The sequence below is a fragment of the Micromonospora sp. NPDC005203 genome (genome assembly GCF_042872705.1).
In the GTDB taxonomy this organism is placed as follows: domain Bacteria; phylum Actinomycetota; class Actinomycetes; order Mycobacteriales; family Micromonosporaceae; genus Micromonospora.
Window position 1 is genome coordinate 78,318 of sequence record NZ_JBIAKV010000016.1, and the last position, 18,177, is coordinate 96,494.

The 18,177-nt window shown below is 72.3% G+C and carries 14 protein-coding genes; 5 read left to right on the plus strand and 9 right to left on the minus strand.

The genetic code is table 11. The features are described 5' to 3' along the window. Positions 1 to 92: 92 nt before the first annotated feature. The 4 genes from ACFYPM_RS27685 to ACFYPM_RS27700 all read left to right on the plus strand — a co-directional run bounded on the left by ACFYPM_RS27685 (position 93) and on the right by ACFYPM_RS27700 (position 6,098). The gene (locus ACFYPM_RS27685) at positions 93 to 551 is read left to right on the plus strand and encodes a hypothetical protein (protein ID WP_357249328.1); all 459 of its coding nucleotides are present in this window, start codon (positions 93 to 95) and stop codon (positions 549 to 551) included. Then, entirely contained in the window at positions 538 to 1,740 is a 1,203-nt protein-coding gene (locus ACFYPM_RS27690; protein ID WP_387202857.1) for a low temperature requirement protein A, read from the plus strand. The genes ACFYPM_RS27685 and ACFYPM_RS27690 overlap by 14 nt, the downstream gene beginning before the upstream one ends. A gap of 71 nt (positions 1,741 to 1,811) precedes the next feature. Next, positions 1,812 to 2,765: a GNAT family N-acetyltransferase gene (locus ACFYPM_RS27695; RefSeq protein WP_387202860.1), complete on the plus strand. Its 954-nt coding sequence runs from the start codon at positions 1,812 to 1,814 to the stop codon at positions 2,763 to 2,765. A gap of 231 nt (positions 2,766 to 2,996) precedes the next feature. Beyond that, positions 2,997 to 6,098 carry a BTAD domain-containing putative transcriptional regulator gene (locus ACFYPM_RS27700; RefSeq protein ID WP_387202863.1) on the plus strand — a complete coding sequence of 1,034 codons (3,102 nt, stop codon included), beginning with the start codon at positions 2,997 to 2,999 and terminating at the stop codon, positions 6,096 to 6,098. On the opposite strand, the gene ACFYPM_RS27705 is transcribed toward ACFYPM_RS27700, so the two are convergent. Further along, positions 6,086 to 6,622 (minus strand): calcium-binding protein, encoded by a 537-nt coding sequence (locus ACFYPM_RS27705; RefSeq protein WP_387202866.1) that lies wholly within the window; start codon positions 6,620 to 6,622, stop codon positions 6,086 to 6,088. The genes ACFYPM_RS27700 and ACFYPM_RS27705 overlap by 13 nt on opposite strands. 200 nt (positions 6,623 to 6,822) lie before the next feature. On the opposite strand from ACFYPM_RS27705, the gene ACFYPM_RS27710 reads away from it, so the two are divergent. Beyond that, entirely contained in the window at positions 6,823 to 7,671 is an 849-nt protein-coding gene (locus tag ACFYPM_RS27710; protein ID WP_387202869.1) for a hypothetical protein, read from the plus strand. A 105-nt stretch (positions 7,672 to 7,776) separates the two neighbouring features. On the opposite strand, the gene ACFYPM_RS27715 is transcribed toward ACFYPM_RS27710, so the two are convergent. The 8 genes from ACFYPM_RS27715 to ACFYPM_RS27750 form a co-directional block, all read right to left on the minus strand. Further along, on the minus strand, positions 7,777 to 8,322 hold the full coding sequence (locus ACFYPM_RS27715) for a hypothetical protein (protein WP_387202872.1): 546 nt from the start codon (positions 8,320 to 8,322) through the stop codon (positions 7,777 to 7,779). A gap of 3 nt (positions 8,323 to 8,325) precedes the next feature. Next, positions 8,326 to 11,166: an ATP-binding protein gene (locus ACFYPM_RS27720; protein WP_387202875.1), complete on the minus strand. Its 2,841-nt coding sequence runs from the start codon at positions 11,164 to 11,166 to the stop codon at positions 8,326 to 8,328. Beyond that, positions 11,163 to 13,064: a hypothetical protein gene (locus ACFYPM_RS27725; protein ID WP_387202878.1), complete on the minus strand. Its 1,902-nt coding sequence runs from the start codon at positions 13,062 to 13,064 to the stop codon at positions 11,163 to 11,165. Before ACFYPM_RS27725 ends, ACFYPM_RS27720 begins: the two co-directional genes overlap by 4 nt. Before the next feature lie 97 nt (positions 13,065 to 13,161). Further along, complete coding sequence (locus tag ACFYPM_RS27730) at positions 13,162 to 13,878, minus strand: thymidine kinase (RefSeq protein WP_387202881.1); 717 nt, start codon at positions 13,876 to 13,878, stop codon at positions 13,162 to 13,164. A 56-nt stretch (positions 13,879 to 13,934) separates the two neighbouring features. Next, on the minus strand, positions 13,935 to 15,329 hold the full coding sequence (locus ACFYPM_RS27735) for an MFS transporter (protein ID WP_357249311.1): 1,395 nt from the start codon (positions 15,327 to 15,329) through the stop codon (positions 13,935 to 13,937). A gap of 19 nt (positions 15,330 to 15,348) precedes the next feature. Next, positions 15,349 to 16,116 carry a glycerophosphodiester phosphodiesterase gene (locus tag ACFYPM_RS27740; RefSeq protein ID WP_387202885.1) on the minus strand — a complete coding sequence of 256 codons (768 nt, stop codon included), beginning with the start codon at positions 16,114 to 16,116 and terminating at the stop codon, positions 15,349 to 15,351. Between the two features lie 80 nt (positions 16,117 to 16,196). Continuing rightward, on the minus strand, positions 16,197 to 17,399 hold the full coding sequence (locus ACFYPM_RS27745) for a serine hydrolase domain-containing protein (RefSeq protein ID WP_387202889.1): 1,203 nt from the start codon (positions 17,397 to 17,399) through the stop codon (positions 16,197 to 16,199). 132 nt (positions 17,400 to 17,531) lie between these two features. Beyond that, a complete protein-coding gene (locus tag ACFYPM_RS27750; protein WP_387203039.1) occupies positions 17,532 to 18,176 on the minus strand; it encodes a response regulator in 645 nt (214 codons plus the stop codon). Between the last annotated feature and the right edge of the window lies 1 nt (position 18,177).

The window sequence follows — 18,177 nt, forward strand, 5'->3', positions numbered from 1 at the left end:
CGGTCCGAACAGGGCAGTCCCACCAACCCAGGTACGCCCGATTTCCGACTTGTCGCACTTCAGTGCGATGGCGTTCTCTACGGTCGGTAGTCGTGGGTGCCGGCCAGCCGTGGAGCCGACCGGCCCGGCGCAACCGCCCGATGCGCACCGGGCTGGCGTTCGCCGGGTTCGGTGTGGCGCTGTGCTGCGTCGGCGTGGCCGGGGTGGCCGCCTGGAACCTGCAGACCGTCCGCCAGGCCGCCGGCCCGATCCGGGAGACCGCCGACGACTTTCTCAGCGAGGTGGCCCTGGGCGACAGCGACCAGGCGTACGAGCGGCTCTGTGCGGACGCGCGCAGCCGGTGGAGCGCGATCGGCTTCACCAGTTGGGTGCGGACGCCGCCGATGGTCACCGACTACGAGATCACCGACGTGTCGGTCGCCACCCGCAGCGGACGACCGCACGGCACGGTGACCGTGAAGGTGACCCGCGACGGCGGGCTCAGCGAGGAACGGCGTCTGCCGGTGGTCCGCGAGGGCGGGGACTGGCGGGTGTGCGGTGACCCCTTCTGAGCCACCGGCCATCACGCCGGTGCGTCCCTGGCTGTTGCGCCCGCGCACGGGGGTGCAGCCGACCACGTCCACGGAACTCTTCTTCGACCTGGTCTTCATCTTCAGCGTCACCCAGTTGTCGCACTACCTGATCGCCCACCCGGACTGGCGGGGCGCCGCGCGCACGGCCCTGCTGCTGGCGCTCGTCTGGTTCGTCTGGGTCTACACCACCTGGCTGACCAACTGGTTGCAACCGGATCAGGGGCCGGTGCGCACGGCGCTGATCGGGGTGGCGTTGGGCAGCCTGTCGTTGTCGGCAGCGATTCCGGACGCGTTCGCCGGGACCGGCCTGCTCTTCGCGGTGGTCTACGTGGCCGTACAGGTGGGCCGCACCCTGTTCGCCATGTGGGCGGTGAAGGGCAGCCCATGGCTGGTCGACGGATTTCAGCACCTGCTGCCGTGGTTCTTCGCCACGTCGGTGCTCGTGGTGCTCGGCGGCCTGGTCGACGGTGTCGCCCGGGAGGCATTGTGGGCGACGGTGATCGTGATCGAGGTGGTCGGCCTGTTGATCGGTTACCCGCTGCCTGGGCGGGGTCGCACCCACGCCGAACGGTGGATGGTGGAGGGTGGGCACCTGGCCGAGCGGTGCGCGGCGTTCGTCCTGATCGCGTTGGGCGAGTCGATCCTGGTCACCGGGAGCACCCTCACCTCACACGTGGACCTGGTGACGTCCGGGGCGTTCCTGCTGGCGTTCGCCGGTTCGGTGGCGCTGTGGTGGGTGTACTTCGCCCGCTCGGCCCCGGCCGCGACCGAGGTGATCGCGGGGGCGGGCGAGCGCACCGGGGCGTTGAGCCGGGTCGCGTTCAACTACCTGCACCCCGTGATCGTCGCCGGCGTGATCGTCGCCTCCGCGGGCGACGAGCTGTTGCTGCGGGAGCCCGGCGCGCCGGCCACCACTGTCGCCGCGCTGTTCACCCTGGGTGGTCCGGCGTTGTTCCTCGCCGGGCACGGCGCCTACAAGGCGTTGCTGTGGCGACGCCCACCGACCAGCCGGATCGCCGCCGTGCTGGTGCTGCTGGCGCTGGTGCCGATCTGCGTGCGGCTGGGACTGCCCGTCGCGGTGTGCGCCGCGCTGGCGTTGGCGGTGACCGTCGCCGTCATCGTGACCGACCGGCTGCGGGCACGCCCGGCCGAACGGCAGCCGTCCTGACCGGGCCAGCCGTAGTTTCCAACGCGAACGGACACCGCGATATCGATTGACGACGGCGATCTACTGGCGGTATGCCAGAGATTGAACTGCGTCCGTTTCGCCCCGACGACGCGGTGGCGGTGCACGCACTGCACCTGCGGCACGTCGCCGCCGACCACATCGACCCGCACTCCACCGTCGCCCCGCTGCCGGACGTCGACGAGCTGCGCCGACGCTGCGAGGTCGCAAACTGGGCGGCCGTCGCACTGGACGGCTCCGGTGGACCCGTCGGGTGGGCGATGCTGATCAGCTGGACCGAGGACGACGGCACCACCGTCCGCCGCGCCGACGGGTACGTCGCGCCGCCGGCGCGGCGGCGAGGAATAGGCACCCGACTGCTGGTGGCCACCGAGGCCGCCGCGCGGGAATTGGCGGGGGAGGGCGTCCTGGCCGCGAACGCGTCGTCCGTCCAGCCGGACCGGGTCGCCCTCCTGCAGCGCCACGGCTACCGCCGCGTGTTCTCCCTGGTCGAGATGGTCCACGACGGGCAGGACCGGCCACTACACCCACTACCCGGCGGCGTCGCCGTCCGGACCGCCACGGTTGGCGACGCCGCCGCACTGATCGGCCTCACCGCGCGTGCCTGGGCCGGGCGGCCCTTCTTCATCCGGCCCGATGAGGACGGGCTGCGCGACTGGCTCGCCCGAACGGACCTCAGCCTGTTCCAGGTGGCCAGCACGGACAACCAGCTGGTGGGCCTCGTCGCCGCGGTGCCCCGTGCCGGATTCGCCGAAATCGTCGACGTACAGACAGATCCTGCGTTTCAGCGCCGCGGTCTGGCATCCGCGCTGGTCGGGCGCGTTGTCGTCGAACTGGCGCGGCGCGGCGCCGGGCCCGTCCGACTCCACACCGAAGGCGACGACCCAGCCGGGGCGCGCTCGCTGTACGAGCGCCTGGGCTTTCGCACGGTTCGGGAGCACGGCCGGTACCGCAAGCCCGCATCGACGCCCGCACGTCCGGTCACGGACCCAGCATCCGAGGTGTGACCGACCGCCCCGACGCGGGGCTCGGTCGCTCAGGTACCGATCACCACTGGGCCGCCGGGCTGCCACCGCGCCCGGCTGGCGCGCAGCTTCGGCCGCCCGGTGCGGGTACTCGCCGTCGCGCGGCAGTGCGCGCCGGGAACCTGCGTCGGTTCCCGGACAACGCCGGCGTGGGCAGCCCGTCTCGTCGTTAGCGTGAGCCTGCGCGGTGCTCGCACGAGCGGAGGCGACGCGATGGCAACCGACCGCCGGACCCGACCGCCGAGGTGGCTGATCCTGGTGGCCGCCGCCGGCTACGGCAAGACCACCGCCCTGGAGACCATCGGCGGGGACGCTCCGACGGCGTGTCACCTGGCGGCGGACCTGCTCGACGCGCTGTCGCAGCCCGGCCCGCCGGGCGCGTACCCGCTGGCAAGGGTCGCCGTGGACGAGATGTCCGCGCTCACCGCAGACGACCAACTGGCCCTGGTACGGCTGCTGAGCGCGCTGCCGGGTCGGCCGGCGGTGACGCTGGCCGCTCGACAACCACTCGCCGACGCGGCACGCGACGCCTGCGCCGGGCGCGTGGTGCACCGGGGGCCGGAAACCCTCGCCCTCGGGCGGGACGCGGTCGCCCGGATCCTGCGTGACGAACACGCGGTGCCCGACAGCGACCTGGCCTACCTGGTCTACCACCTGACCGCCGGCTGGCCAGCGTGGGTGCACCTCGCCGGTGACGCCCTCGGTCGGCAGGGCGTCGGCCGGCGGGACCTGCTCGCCGCCCTGACCGAGCCCGGCACCGCCGGCGGGCACTTCGCCCGCGACGAGATCCTCGCCGACCTTCCCGCGCAGGTGGCGGGTCTGCTGGAGCGCGTCCACCACCTCGACCCGATCACCGCGCCGCTGTGCGTGGCCATCGATCCCGACACACCGGCCGACGCCACCACGCAGGCGTTGCGCTGGTCGACCCGCACCGGTCTGCTGGTCGCCCATCCGCGCCGACGTTCCGGCCCCACCTCACCGACCGTGCAGCTGGTACCTGTGCTCGCGGCGGTGCTCGCCCAGCAGGCGGGCCACCCGGACACCTCGGGCCGCCAGCGGTTGTCCGCCGCCGCCGACTGGTATCTCGCCAACGCGTACCCGCTGGCGGCTGCCCGAGCCCTGCACGACGCGAGCGACATCCCCCGCTGTGCCGGCCTGATCGTCAGCCACGGTGAGGACATGCTCGCCGGTGGTGGGGCACCGGACGTCGTCGACCTGGTCAGCGTGTTGCCATCGGCCGAGCAGAACCCCGACCTCCAACTGATCTTCGGCGACGCGTTGCGGATGTCCGGCTCGGTGACCTGGGCGTCGCGGGTCTTCGCCCCGCTGCTGGCCCGGTCGGAGCACGACCGTCGCTGGCCGGCCCGGCTGCTGTGGCGGGCCGCGATGGTGCCGTACCTGCGCACCGACTACGCCGGTGCCCTCGCGGTGCTCGACCGGGTGAGCGCGCCGCCGACGCTCACCCCACCCGGCCCCGACGACGTCCTGCTGCTGGCCTGCCGCGCCAGCACCCTCGCCCAGCTCGGCCGGGTCGACGAGGCGGTCAGCACCGGGGCGCGGGCGCTGGGCGCGGCGCGGCAGCTCAACGAGGACGCCCCGTTGGCGGCGGCGCACATCGCGGCCGCGCTGACCTCGTCCGGTGTCCGCCGCGACGGGCACCTGGCCGAGGCGCTGACGGCGGCGGAACGCGCGGGTGACCTGGTCCAACAGGCGCGGGTCCTGGTCAACCAGGCGCACTGCCTGCTGCGGGAGGCCCGGTACCCGTCGGCGCTGGCCACCGCCGTGCGGGCGGTCCGCGCGGCGGAACTCGCCGGACCGCCGGGAGTGTTGGTGACCGCGCTGCACAACGCGGGTGAGGCGCTGGTGCGGTTGGGCCGCTACGACGAGGCGACCCTGCACTTCACCCGTTCCAAACTGGTCTCGCAGCGGTTGGGACTCAACCGGGCGGCCTTCGGCGTGTACGGGTTGGCCGAGGTCAGTCGCCGCCTTGGCCGACGGGAGGAGGCGTTGGCGGCCTTCACCGAGGCCGCGGAGCTGGCCCGGGACGTGGGCGACCTACAGGTACGCATCCCGGCGCTGGTCGGCCTGGCCCGGCTGCGTTGTGAGGGCGCCGCAGCCGACCTCACCGCCGCCCGTGCCGCCGCTGACGAGGCATACCGACTGGCACCGGCGTTCCTGCTCTCCTGCGCGCTGGCGGCGACGGGCTGGGTGGCGTACGCCGGGGGTGACCTGGAGGTGGCCCGGCGGCGGGCGGCCGAAGCGGTGCGGGCGGCCCGGACCGGTCGGCAGGCCGACGCGTTGGCCGAGGCGTTGGAACTCACCGCCACCGTCGCCGCCGACCCGGCCGCGAGCCGCGACGCGCTGCTGGAGGCCGGGGCGATCTGGCGGGCGGCGGGCGCGGGACCGGCCGCCGAACAGACAGTCGTCCTGCTGGGTCGGGTCCCGGGCGCAGACGACGCGCAGCGCTCGGCGGCGCAGGCGGCAGCCGACCGGTTGCTGGCGCTCGGGGTCGAGACGATCGACGGTCGGCAGTTGTCCGAGCCGTCCGTCGACGGTGGGACCGTCGAGGTGCGGGTGCTCGGGCGGTTCGAAGTCATCGTCGGCGGGCGGGAGGTACCGCTGCCGTCGTGGCGGTCCCGGCAGGCCCGCACGTTACTGAAGATCCTCGTCGCCCGGCGCGGCCGTGCCGTGGGGCGAGCGGAGCTGTGCGAGCTGCTGTGGCCCGACGACGAGCCCCGGCGGACCGCGCACCGCCTGTCGGTGTTGCTGTCCGCTGTGCGTGCCGTGCTCGATCCTCCCCGGCGGTGGCCCGTCGACCGGTACGTGCGCGCCGACCTGACCGGCGTGCGCATCGACCTGACCCGGGTGGTCGTCGACGCGGAGAACGTCCTCGCTGACGTCCCGCGGGCCGAGCGACTCGCCCGCGACGGTGACCCGGCGCGCGCCCGCGCGATGCTCGCCGAGGTGGACGCCGCCTACCGGGGGGACGCCTTCGCCGACGAGCCCTACGAGGACTGGGCCGACGGGCTGCGGGAAGAGGCCCGCTCGGTGTGGTTGCGGGCGCTGCGTGAACTGGCCCGCCGATACCGGCGCGACGGTGACGCCGACCGGGCCGTCACCACTCTGGTCCGGCTGCTCGACGCCGACTCCTACGACGAGTGGGCGCACCAAGCGCTGGTCGCGACGCTTGTCGGTGCCGGCCGGCACGGAGAGGCTCGGCGGGCGTTCGACAGGTGGGTGGGGGCGATGCGCGCGATCGACGCACCGCCCCCGGACCCGGGCGTGCTGCGGACGACGGCCGGTCAGCAGTTGTAGAGGTTCTCGTTGCCGTCGTCGGTGTCCACGTACGAGTAGAAGACCATGTCGCTGCTGACCTCGTCGTCCTCCGCGCAGGTGTCCTCCCCGGGCCCACCGTCGAGGCTGTCGCCGTCGCTGACCACGCCCCAGACGGTGACGCCGGCCACCCCGATCAGCAGGTCCGCGCCGTTGGCGCCGGAGAGGTGGTCGTCGCCGTCGAGACCGGCCAGCACATCGTCACCGGCCCCGCCGACGATGAAGTCCCCGCAGTCGTTACCGAACAGGACGTCGTCGCCGCCGCCGCCGTGGATCGTGTCGACACCACCGCCGCCGAAGATGATGTCGTCACCGCCGAGCCCGTAGATCTCGTCGGGTCCGCCGCTGCCGTGCAGGATGTCGTCGCCGGCGGTGCCCATGATCGGGTCGCCGTCGGTGGCGGCGCACGGATTCGCGTCCGGGTCGGCGTACGCCGCGCCGCCGCTGACGCCGATCAGAGCGCCGCTGACCAGGAGGGCGGCCAGCGCCGCCGCTCGGATACGCATGATGGGACCTCCCGTTCGTGGACCCCGTCCGGAGCCCGGTGACGCCGCGATGACGTCGCCGGCACTGTCGCAGCCACCCGTCATCGTGGCGTCAGTACGGCGTGGGCGTCCGCGCTGCTGACGCGCTCCTGACGAGGCTGCGGAGTCTGGTCGCAACGCCGTCGTCGACAGTCGACGAGGCAGTGCGGAGGGAAGATCCGATGAAGCGGAAACTGGCTGGTCTGGCAGTGTTGACGGGCGTGGCGGCGGCCACGACGCTGCTCGCACCGACAACCCCGGCGCAGGCGTCGGTCGGCCTGTACCGGGTCGCCGCGACGAGCGTTCTGGACGCGACGAACGCCAAGACGATGACCATCTCGTGCAACGGTGCCGACCAGGTGGTCGGCGCCGGCGGGCGGATCAACGACGGTCAGGGCGATGTCCTGATGACCCGGGTCTACGCCGATGCCACCCTGCACACGGTGACGGTGTTGGGCGTGGAGGCCAACGCCACTGCCGTGCCCTGGTCGGTGGACGCGTTCGCGGTCTGCGCCCCGGCCGGGGCGGTGGCCGGACTGCAACTGGTCACCACCACGTCGGCGAACAACGCGCTGGACAAGGTGGCCGTGACCGCCGTGTGCCCGCCGGGCAAGAAGACCTTCGGCGGCGGGTACCGGGTGGACAACGCGAACGCCGCGGTGGCGATCGACGAACTGGAGTTCATTCCGGCGCTCACCTCGGTGTCCAGCACGGCGTACGTCTTCGGGGCTCCCGGCAACTTCACCCTGCAGACCCAGGCGTTCTGTGGCACCCCGCTGCCGGCGATGGCGTTGACGCAGGTGGACAGCGCTTCCAACGCGTCCGCGCCGAAAACCGCGACTGCTCCGGCCTGCCCTGCGGGGTCGCAGACCGCGGGGGTCGGCGCGGTGTTGACCGGACTGACCGGGGCCGGCTCGGTGGCGACCCTGCTGCCCAAGCCGGCACTGGACAGCGCGGACGCCACCGGAAGGGAGATCGCGGCGTACGCCTTCTCGTGGAGGATCAGGGCGCAGCAGGTCTGCGTCGGCTGATCGACCCGGACCAGGGCCGGCCGTCCCCGACCCGGGGGGCGGCCGGCTGACGCGATCGGCACCCGGTCAGCCACCACACCACCGTGCCTGGGCGGTACGTCCAGCTCAATCGTCGTCAGTGGCGTCCGGGGGCGGTCCTTCGGCCGAGGGGCGGTCCACCGTTGACGGCCGCTCGCCCTCCCGGTCCGGTGGTGGTTGCTCCTGCCGATCGACGTCCGGGTTGGGCTCCTCCGTCGCGACCTCCTGGTTTCTTCTCTTCCGGACGTCCGACGCCGCTCCTTCGAGGGGCTCCGCGGCTGCCGTCGCGGTCCGTGCGACGTCCCACAGCCTGTCGTCGGTCTTCTGCCAACCGAGGACGCTGGCCACCGAGATCCCGACCGCCCCGGCCAGGGCCGCCACCGCCGTGCCGGCCTGCTGTGCCCCAGCCTGCGACCGCTCTCGTAGCGACGCCTCGTCGGTCGCCGCCCGCTCCTCGGCCGGGTCCAGCGTCTCCGCCCCCGTGTCCGGATCCTCGGTTTCCCTCCCGTCGCCCGGCTCGGCCGAGCGTTCCAGCCGGTCACGATCCTCGCTCGGCTCGGTGCGGTCGGAGGGTCGCGTGTCGTCGTCCGGACTTCCGGCCGCGGACTTCGGGTCATCCCAGCGTGGACTCATCTGTCACGCCTTTCCGCGATATCGGCCGCTCGCGAGGACCCGCATCGGCCATCGGCAGGCGGCGAAATGGGTGTCGACGGTCTCGGCGAGCCGGTCGGGCCAGGACGGGGTGTCGTATTCGACCCCGACAGTTGTCTCGATCACCGAGGGCGTACGGGACCCGAAGGCCACGACCTGACCGGCTGCCCGGTCCCGCTGGTCGATCTCGAGCAGCGTCGCCCGGCGGTAACGGTGTGCCAGGAATTCCGGCTCCTGCTCCGCGCAGTGCCCGCCGCCGAACGCCGTCCAGCGCAGCGAGTCGACGACGTGCTTGACCAACTCGTCCGGGTCGGACCGGGTCGACAGGTGCGCGGACCGGGCGGCGACCGCTGCGTCGACCGCGTGCGAGAGGGCGCATTCGCGCAGCCGTACCGGCATCAGGTGCAGGATCTGGATCAGTTCCGCGCGGATGGCCGGCGTGGGCCACCCAGTGAGGTGTCCCACCACCGCCAGTTCGCTCCAGAGCCCCAACCAGGGCAGATCCGCCAGCAGCAGGCGTGCCCGGCGCATGTCCCGCAGGGTGCAGGGCTGGGCCAGGCACGCGCCGCCGCAGCTGGCGCTACGACGGCCGATGATCTCCGACGGGTCGGCGGTGCCGACGGGTGCGGCTGTCTCGCGATCGGTACCGTCCGGCACCCGGACGAGCACCGGGTGGTCCATGCCGTCGGTGCAGACGGCGCCGACGCCGGACGGCAGCGTCACGACGAACTCCGACTGACGGGCGGTGAGATTGATCGTCGCTCCGACGGCGTCCCGGTCGTCCCGGGCGGGCAACCTGTGCATGACCTTCACGGCGGTGTTCTTGATGACGTCGGAGGCGAGCTTCTCCGGGATCTGCTCGACGATCACCAGGCCCTCCCCGTACGCGCGGACCTCCGCCAGCAGGCCGGCGAACAGCTCCACCGCGTACGCGGCGGCCGGGCCCTGGTGGTCGGTGCGCCGCAGGAGCCGGTGCGCCTCCTCGACGACGCACAAATGTCGCAGGGTGGCCCCGCGATCCTCCCGGCGTTCCCGCACCCGTAGGTACTCGGTCAGCTGGATGAGCAGGGCACCCATGAGGAACGCCTTGTCCCGGTCGTCGCCGACGTCCTCAATCTCGACGACGACGTTCGAGTCCAGCAGGCGCGCGATGTCGATGGGGTGGCCACCTTCGAAGAAGCTCCCGGTCGTACCCAGTCGCAGGCTGGCCAACCTGACCCGGATGAACCCGCGGACATTGTCGGCGACCTCGCGGCCGTATCCGATCTGGTTCACCACCTCCTCCGCCGCCTGGTGCAGGTCGCCCAGGGTCGGATAGCGCGGCCGGTGTCCGGGTAGCCGCGGCTCACCCAGGGTCAGGTCCCACCCGAGCTGTTCGTACGAACGGGCCAGGGCCGCGGCGAGAACCTGCGGGAAGGGCTCTTCCGCGTCGAAGGCGGCAAGGAACAGGGCCCGGACGAGGTCCGCATGGGTCTGTAGCGGGAACCCGGGCACCGGCTGAAGGGGATTGAACCCGGCGGGCGGCGTCGCAGCCTCGCCGGGGCGGACCACGACGACACTCGCGCGCGGTAGCCGGCTGGCCATCCGCCGGTACTCGGCCTTCGCCGGCTCGATCACCAGCCAGGGCAGCCCCGCCTCGGTGGCCTGTTCGAGCAGATGCCGGACGGTCTGCGACTTGCCGGCCCCGGTCGCCCCGCACACGAAGGTGTGCCGGTTCAGACTGGTCAGCGGCACCCGCAACTGGTCGCCCACGGTGCCGTGCCGGTCGAGCACGGCACCGATCGCTATCGACTCGGCAGGGACCGGACGTGGCTCCCGGTCCGTAGCGGCGTCGGTCTCCGGGGTGACGTCGAACTCCGATTGCACGGTCAGACGGACTCCTGGTGTCTCCTCCGCCGGAGGAACCGCCAGCGCGGCCACCAGCGACGAACTGCCAAAAAAGGGAGCACTCGGGGCGGCGGGCCGCCGCTCCGGGGACCGTGCCGCTCCACCGGTCAGGGTGGCCAGTTCGGCCCGCCCCAGCAGGTCGCTCAGGACACCGGAGACGCGGGTGGGCGCCAGGGCGTAGGGCAGGCCGTGCAGGTCGACAGATGCGCTGAGCAGCCCCGCCACGGCCGCGGCGGCCGCCGGCGTCGTACCCGCGGCCAGCAGGTGGATCCGCCACCACCCGAGCGTCTCGGCTGCGGCCAGCTCCCGGTGCCGACGCTCGAGCCGCAGGGCGCGTACCCCCTGGGTGGGCGAGGAGCCCCGGGCCCTGGCGTCGCGCTCCTGGACGGCGAGCTGCCTGGCCTGCGCCGCGACGTCGTCGGCGGGGACGGGGTCGGCGAGCAGCAGCCAGGCGAAGGCGTCCGGCCAGACGCCGAGCAGGCAGTCGTCGAGCCGGGGGCGCAGATCGGTCGGTCGATGCCGGTCGTCGCGCTCCTCGACCAGCCCGTCCGTCATCCCGGCGATCCGCGTCCAGCAGGGCAGTGCGTCGAGCAGCTCGGTCAGGCCTCCGGCGGGGTAGGCGTGGCCGACAGCGCCAGCGAAGAGGCTGCTTCGGTGCCGACCGGCAGCTCCCGTGGCGTCGATACCGCCGCCGGTGAAGACGTGCACCCCGCTCTGCGCGGCCGGACGGCACCAGCCGACGGCGAGGCGGCCGCCGCCCCCGGTCGCGGCAGCCGAGTGGTACGCCGCGACGACGGCGGCCAGTCGCTGCCGCCGCCCCGGATCACCGCTCACCTGGTCCATTCGCGGGGGCAGCCGCGGCAGTTCCACGATCCGGTACGCCCTCAGGTGGTCGAGCCAGCCGCGTACGTCCCACCGCGGGTCGGTGGGAGACGTCATCGCCAGTCCTCCGGGTGGTTCTCCTCGGCCCACTCGAACTCGTCGTCGTCGTCACCCGGGAGTGCCTGTCCCGGTAGGCCCTGCGCACTGAACGGATGTACCGGCACCTGCGCCGGATCCGGCAGCGGCAGGTCCGGCAGCGCTCCGGTGGTGACCCCGGGGAGCGAGATGATGTCCGGATTGCACTCCACACTGCGTACCGACAGTCTCCCGGTGCCCTGCGTGACCTCGATCAACGCGTAGTCCGGCAGGTCCTGAAGAGTGCGGGGCTCGACCACGTACTCGTACGCCCGCTGCTCACTCGCCGACTCGTTCCAGTTCACGCTGTCGGCGACCGTCCTGGTGTGGGTCCAGTTCCGGCCGACGCTGACGCGCCTCTGCCAGAGTGCGCCGCTGGTCTGGTCGGAGAATCCGACGCTGTTGCCCTGGGAGTGGGTCTCGCTGCCGCCGAGCGTGCGGGTGAGCTGGCTGAGCAGGAAGGTGTGTTGCCGGCCGATGAAGTCGGCCGCTCGCCCGGCCTCCTCGTGGTTGCTCAGCCGCATGAACGCGACCACGTCCCCGCCGACGGCGCGGACCGCCGAGTCCCGCAGGTGACGGAACATCAACACCAGTCGGACGCCGCGGCGTACGCACAGGTCGCTGAGCCGCTCGATGTGCCGGTGGCTGAGGTCGTCCGCTCCGGCGATGACCAGCGGGCCGATGAACGGCTCCGGCGAGGTGAGCCGCAGGGCCAATCCCTGGAGGACCAGCTCCTTGAGCACCTCGTCCCGGACGTTGTGCGTGGCGGTCTCGTGGACGAGGCAGGTCAGCCCGGGTTTCCCCAGATCGTGCTGAACCTGTCTCCGGTCGGTCGCGGCGAACAGGTCGCGCAGCGGGTACAGGTGCGATTCGATCCGTCGCAGGTTGGGGTGGGTCTGGCGCCGGAACTCGTCGGCGAAGAGCGAGTCGCTGATGTGGTCCCGCTCGGCCTCGCTGAGCTGGGGGAAGTCGCCCGGCTCGTCGAGCAGGACGCCGACCGCCGCGGCGATCCTGGGGATCGTGACATCCTCGCCGAGGGCCCGGCAGACGGTCGAGAGGATGCGGTCGTCCTGCGCGCGGTCGGCCCGCCGGCCGGCGGGGGCGTCCCCGTGCATCGCCTCGACGAGGCTGTCGACCAGGCCCCGGCCCTCGATCGTGGACAGCAGCGTGGTCTCGCCCAACTGCTCGGGCAGGCGGATGGCGGTGACGTCGATGGAGGCCGCTCTGGCCAGCCAGACCAGTTCGTGACAGGCAGGCTCGCCGGAGAAGTCCACGAGGGTCACCGCGCCGCTGGTCCGCAGCATCGAGGCGCCCATCACGGTCAGCAGCGCCTCCCAGCCCCAGGCGCTGCCGCCGACGATGTCGACCCGACGGGCTGTGGCCGGCAGGAGCGCGGCGCCCCATTCGAGATAGCCGCTGACCCGCTCCCGCTCGGCGGCGTCGAACTGGTCGCGGCGCTGCTCCCACCACGCGCACTCAGCCTCGTAGCGCCGTAGCTGCCTCTCGCGCTCGCGCGTCGGCCCGTCCTCGGCGGAGCGGCTGTTGAACCAGCTCAGCAGGGCGCCCCCGACCATCACCGCAAGCCCGAGCACGATGATCGCACCCACATTGACGGTCAGTCCCCTGCTGAGTATCCCGAAGCAGAGCAGAACCACCATGACGCCGAAGCCGATGCCCACCCAGCGCCGCATCCGGTGCCACTTGTCCACGCTCGCCGTCGCGGCGTCGAAGAAGACCCCGTCCGGCACGGGTTCGAGAGTGGGGTACGACTCGGGGAACTGGTGACGGTAGAGGTGCCGGTCGCGGAAGATCCAGCCGAGGCGTTCCCCCTCCACAAAGAGGAAGTCCAGGTACTTCGATTCGTCCCGGGAATTGATCATCATTCACCTCAGGTGGTGAAGTCTGGATCGAAGCATTATCCCGAACCAGCGAATCAATGACCATCGTTCTCCTGGTCGTACCCTGCGCCTGGGGCGGCTAAGAGCGTGGGCCCAGGTCGCCCGAGCGGTAGTGCCGGCGGCAGAGCACCTGGTAGCGCACCTCGGCGGTGTCGACGGTGTCGCCGATGACGACCTGCGCGCCCTCGCGGACCACCCGCCCGTCGACGACACGGGCGTTGAGCAGCCCCTCCCGACCACACCAGCAGAGCACCTCGACCTGGATGCGGGCCACCTCGTCGGCCAACTCGAACAGCCGTTGCGCGGCGGGGAACAGGCAGGACCGGAAGTCGGTGGCCAGGCCGAACGCGAACACGTCCACGTCGTAGCTGTCGACCAACTCGGCCATCTGCTCGACGTGCTCGACGGTGTAGAAGCACGCCTCGTCGCAGATCAGGTAGTCGACGCGTACCCCGTCGGCCCACCGGCCCCGCACGAGCGCCCGCAGGTCCAGGTCGTCGGTGACCTCGATGGCCTCGTGGGCCAGGCCGATGCGCGTGGTGACCTGCGGCCCCAGCGACCTGTCGATGCGGGTGGTGACCAGCCCTCGGCGGCCCTGCCGGGCGTGGTTGTAGTTCATCTGCAACGCCATCGTCGACTTGCCGCAGTCCATCGGCCCCCAGAAGAACTTCAACGCCGCGGCGTGCACCGGCCGCCCGTCGAGCCCGCGCGCGGCCGCGCACCCGGCCGGTGCGTGCGGCTGGCCGGGGAACGGGTGAGCCAGGCAGGTCGGAGCGGTGGCGGCGTCGTCTGTCACGGTCGGGCAGCCTAGCCGATCGGCCGAGGCTGATCTGTCGCGCGCGGGACGCGTGCTCAGAGCACCCGCGGTGGGGTGTTGCCCGCGGCGACGATGGCACGGCGGATCGGCACGGCGGCCAGGAGCAGGAAGCCGACCACGAAGAAGATCAGCAGTGAGACCAGGCCCACCCGGTAGGAGGCGGTGAGTTGGAACACCAGGCCGAAGGCGAGCGGGCCGAGCCAGCTGGTGCCCTTGTCGCTGATCTCGTAGAAGCCGTAGTACTCGCCTTCCTTGCCGACCGGGATGAGCTGGCTGAACAGCGACCGGCTCAACGCCTGGCTGCCGCCGAGGACCAGGCCGATGCCCGCGCCGAGGATCATGAACGGCACCGGCGCCTCGGCGGGCAGCCGGAACGCGGCGATGATCACACCGGTCCAGAGCACCAGGCTGAGCAGCACGGTCTTCCACGCGCCGATGCGCCTGGCCAGCGCGCCCAGGCTCAGCGCGCCGCCGAACGCGAGGAACTGCACCAGCAGGATCGTGATGATCAGGGTGCTCTGCTCGAGGCGCAACTCCTCGGTGCCGTACTGGCTGGCCAGGGTGATGACGGTCTGGATGCCGTCGTTGTAGACCAGGAACGCGAGCAGGAAGAACAACGTCAACGGGTACGCCTTGATCTCGCGCATGGTGCGGCCGAGCTGCCGGAACCCGTCGGTGACCACGTTGCCGCCGCCACCGGCCAGGGCCGCCGCGCTGGGGTGCTCGCGCATCCAGCGCAGCGGCACCAGCGTGAACACCGCCCACCACACCCCGGCGGACACGATCGACCAGCGGGCCAGGTCCAGGGTGCGTTGCGGGTTGTCCCCCTCGTCGAGCAGGGTGATCGCCACGAGGTTCAGCGCCAGCAGCAGACCGCCGCCGAGATAGCCGATCGCCCAGCCGCGGCTGGAGATGCCGTCGCGTTCGTCGGGGCCGCCGAGCTGCGGCAGGAACGAGTGGTACACCACGACCGCCGCGCCGAAGGAGATGTTGGCGATCAGGAATAACGCCCCGCCGAGCAGGTAGCGGTCGCCGGTGACGAAGGCCATCAGGATCGTCGCGCCGGCACCGGTGAACGCGGCCCCGCCGAGCAGCCGCTTCTTGTGCGCCGACCGATCGGCGATCGCCCCGATGACCGGCAGCACGAACACGGTCAGGAACACCGACAGTGAGATCAGGTACGGGTAGTAGGACCCGGCCGCGACCCGGATACCCAGCGGGTGCACGTACCCGTCGCAGGTGTCCGCGCCCAACTCGCAGCCGGCCGCCAACTCGGCGACGGTGGTCAGGAACGGGCCGAGGAACACGGTGATCACGGTGGTCTGGAACGCGGAGTTGGCCCAGTCGTAGATGTACCAGCCCCGACGCTCGCGGCGGGTGCTCGCCGGGGGCGGGGTGTCGTCCACCGTGGGGGTCACGGTCTCGGCCATCCGGGGGTCCTTCGACGGATCAGGCGGCCCAGTGGCCGCGGCTGCGGTAGACGTCGCGCAGCACGCCGACGTGATCGGTCATGATGCCATCCACACCGAGATCCAGTAAGTCGTGCATCTGGGCGGGTTCGTCGATCGTCCAGACGTGCACCTGAAGGCCGAGCCGGTGGCAGTAGTCGAGGAACCGGCGGTCCACCACCGGCACCCTCCCGTAGCGCGGTGGCACCTGCGCGGCGACCACCGACGGGGGCAGCCGCAGCGGCCGCCCGTGCAGGGACGCGAGCCGCAGCCGGGCTACCCCGCGCATGCCGAGGCTGGTCGCCACCCGCCCCTGCGTGAGCGCGCGCAGCCGGGTCAGCCGGGCGTCGCTGAACGACGCGAGCAACACCCGGTCGCCGGCGCCGGCCCCGGTCACCGTCGCGACCGCCGGCTCGACACCGCCGTCGGCCTTCACGTCGATGTTGAAGCGGACCTGCGGCCAGGCGCCCAGCACCTCGTCGAGCCGGGGTACGACGGCCGCGCCGCCGACGCGTACCGAGGCGAGGTCGGCCCAGTTCAGCTCGGCGATGCGCCCCGCCTCGCCGGTGACCCTCAGCAGCGTCGGGTCGTGGAAGATCACCGCGACGCCGTCCGCGGTGGCGTGCACGTCGGTCTCCACGTACCGGTAGCCGAGCCCGACGGCGCGGGCGAACGCCTCGGTGGTGTTCTCGTCTCCCTCGGCGGCACCGCCACGGTGGGCGAACGCCAGCGGCGCGGGCGCGTCCAGGTAGCCGAATCGGGTCAACACGCGACGCAGTATGCCCCCGGTTGGTGGCCGGCGGGTGGCCGGCGGGCGTCTGTCGCCCGCTCGCGCCGCCGCGCTGACCGTCAGCCGCAGATCAGGTCGTCCAGCAGTGTCATCTGCCGCTGGATGACCGCCACCGCCGGGCCCGGGTCGGCCAGCTCGGTGGCCAGGTACAGGACCGTCGTGCGGCGCCCGTCCGGGCTGACCGCGGCGAGGGTGCTCATCCCGGGCATGGAGCCGACGTGCGCCCAGGAGCCGCCGCACCGGTTGGGTATCCACATGATGCCCAGCCCGTAACGGATGCCCGCCCGGATCCCCTGGAATCCGTCGGCCAGCACGCTCTGGCGCAGTGCGGCCAGTTGTGCGGGTCGCAGTAGCTCGCCGCGGCCGACCGCCTGCCAGAAGCGGGCCAGGTCGGTGGGGGTGCTGACCAGGCCGCCGGCCGAGGCGGTGACGCTCGGATTGAACACGGTCGTGTCGACAAGCGGCCCGCCGGGTGCGAACTGCCGGTACCCGTTGGCGTGCGGTCGGGGCAGGGTCGCCTGGTCACCCGGGTAGTACGTGTGGGTCAGGCGCAGCGGCAGCAGGATCCGGGAGCGCACCTCGGTGTGCCACAGGTGTCCGGTGACGCGTTCGATGAGCATCCCGGCCAGCAGGTAGTTGGTGTTCGAGTAGCTCCAGCCGGTGCCGGCGGCGAACAGCGGCGCGTGCCGCATCGCGGTCGCCACCAGCTGCGCCTCGGTGTAGTGGTCGAAGCGGTGCGCCCGGAACTCGTCGGCCGACCGCAGGGCGGCCAGGTCGCCGGTGGGGTCGTAGAGGCCGCTGGTGTGCTGGAGGAGCTGGCGAACGCTGATGTACCGCCCGTCGTTGCCGTTGCCGCTGACGACACCGGGCAGCCAGCGTTCGACCGGGTCGTCCAGCCGAATCCGGCCCTCGCCGACGAGTTGGAGCACGACCACCGACACGAACGTCTTCGTAGTGCTGCCGATGCGGAGGTACCCGTCGACCGGCACCGCTGCGCCGGTGTCCAGGTCGGCCACGCCGCTGCGCGCCATGGTCACCTGGCCCGCGTCGCGGACCAGGCCCTGCGTCCCGGACACGCCCAGGCCGTGCAGGTCGTCGAGGCCGTCCTGGAGCACCGTGACCGTGGACCGGTGATCCGGGCCGGGCGGCGCGGCCGCCCCGGCCGCCGGGCCGACGGTGGTGGCCAGCACTGCCGCAACGGTCGCGGCTGCGACGACGCCGCGCCACCGCACCGCCTTTCGTCCTGCGAAAACCACGCTCATCTCAGGGCTCCCTTCGGGACAACAATCGTGCCCAAACGGTACGAAGAGCCTCGATGTCCGCACCAACCGGAAAACCCCAGCTTCGACGTGGGGGTTAGCCCCCAGCCTCGGTGTCAGCGCGCGCCTGCGGGCCTACGAACTCAGGTAGCGCAGGACCGCGAGGACGCGGCGGTTGTCGGCCTCGTCCGGGGGCAGTCCCAGCTTGTCGAAGATGCTCGCAACGTGTTTCTCCACGGTTCCGCCGGTCACCACGAGCGCGTCGGCGACGCCGGCGTTCGAGCGCCCCTCGGCCATCAGCGCGAGCACGTGGCGTTCGCGCGGGGTCATCGCCGCCACGCCGCCGGCGCGGCGGCTGACGCGCAGCAGTTGACCGACGACCTCCGGGTCGAGCGCCGTACCGCCGGTGGCGACCCGCCGCAGCGCGTCGGCGAACTCGGCGACGTCGGCCACCCGTTCCTTCAGCAGGTACCCGATGCCCGCCGCGTTGCCTGTCAGTAACCGGGCCGTATACCTGGTCTCGATGTACTGCGACAGCACCAGTACCCCCGTGCCGGGGTGCTGGCGACGGATCTCCAGTGCGGCGCGCAGCCCCTCGTCGGTGTGCGTCGGCGGCATCCGGATGTCGGCCACCACCACGTCGGGCCGGTGCGCGGTCACCGCGGCCAGCAGCATGTCGCCGTCGCCCACGGCGGCGCACACCTGGTGGCCGTGGTCCTCGATCAGGCGGGTCAGCCCCGCCCGGAACAGGGCGGCGTCCTCGGCGATCACGACGCGCACC

What these genes read in the sequence shown, in the direction of transcription:
- ACFYPM_RS27695 (WP_387202860.1), top strand. Translation starts at nt 1,812, where the DNA reads ATGCCAGAGATTGAACTGCGTCCGTTTCGCCCCGACGACGCGGTGGCG.
- ACFYPM_RS27700 (WP_387202863.1), top strand. Translation starts at nt 2,997, where the DNA reads ATGGCAACCGACCGCCGGACCCGACCGCCGAGGTGGCTGATCCTGGTG.
- ACFYPM_RS27705 (WP_387202866.1), bottom strand. Translation starts at nt 6,622, where the DNA reads ATGCGTATCCGAGCGGCGGCGCTGGCCGCCCTCCTGGTCAGCGGCGCT.
- ACFYPM_RS27710 (WP_387202869.1), top strand. Translation starts at nt 6,823, where the DNA reads ATGAAGCGGAAACTGGCTGGTCTGGCAGTGTTGACGGGCGTGGCGGCG.
- ACFYPM_RS27715 (WP_387202872.1), bottom strand. Translation starts at nt 8,322, where the DNA reads ATGAGTCCACGCTGGGATGACCCGAAGTCCGCGGCCGGAAGTCCGGAC.
- ACFYPM_RS27720 (WP_387202875.1), bottom strand. Translation starts at nt 11,166, where the DNA reads ATGACGTCTCCCACCGACCCGCGGTGGGACGTACGCGGCTGGCTCGAC.
- ACFYPM_RS27725 (WP_387202878.1), bottom strand. Translation starts at nt 13,064, where the DNA reads ATGATCAATTCCCGGGACGAATCGAAGTACCTGGACTTCCTCTTTGTG.
- ACFYPM_RS27735 (WP_357249311.1), bottom strand. Translation starts at nt 15,329, where the DNA reads ATGGCCGAGACCGTGACCCCCACGGTGGACGACACCCCGCCCCCGGCG.
- ACFYPM_RS27745 (WP_387202889.1), bottom strand. Translation starts at nt 17,399, where the DNA reads ATGAGCGTGGTTTTCGCAGGACGAAAGGCGGTGCGGTGGCGCGGCGTC.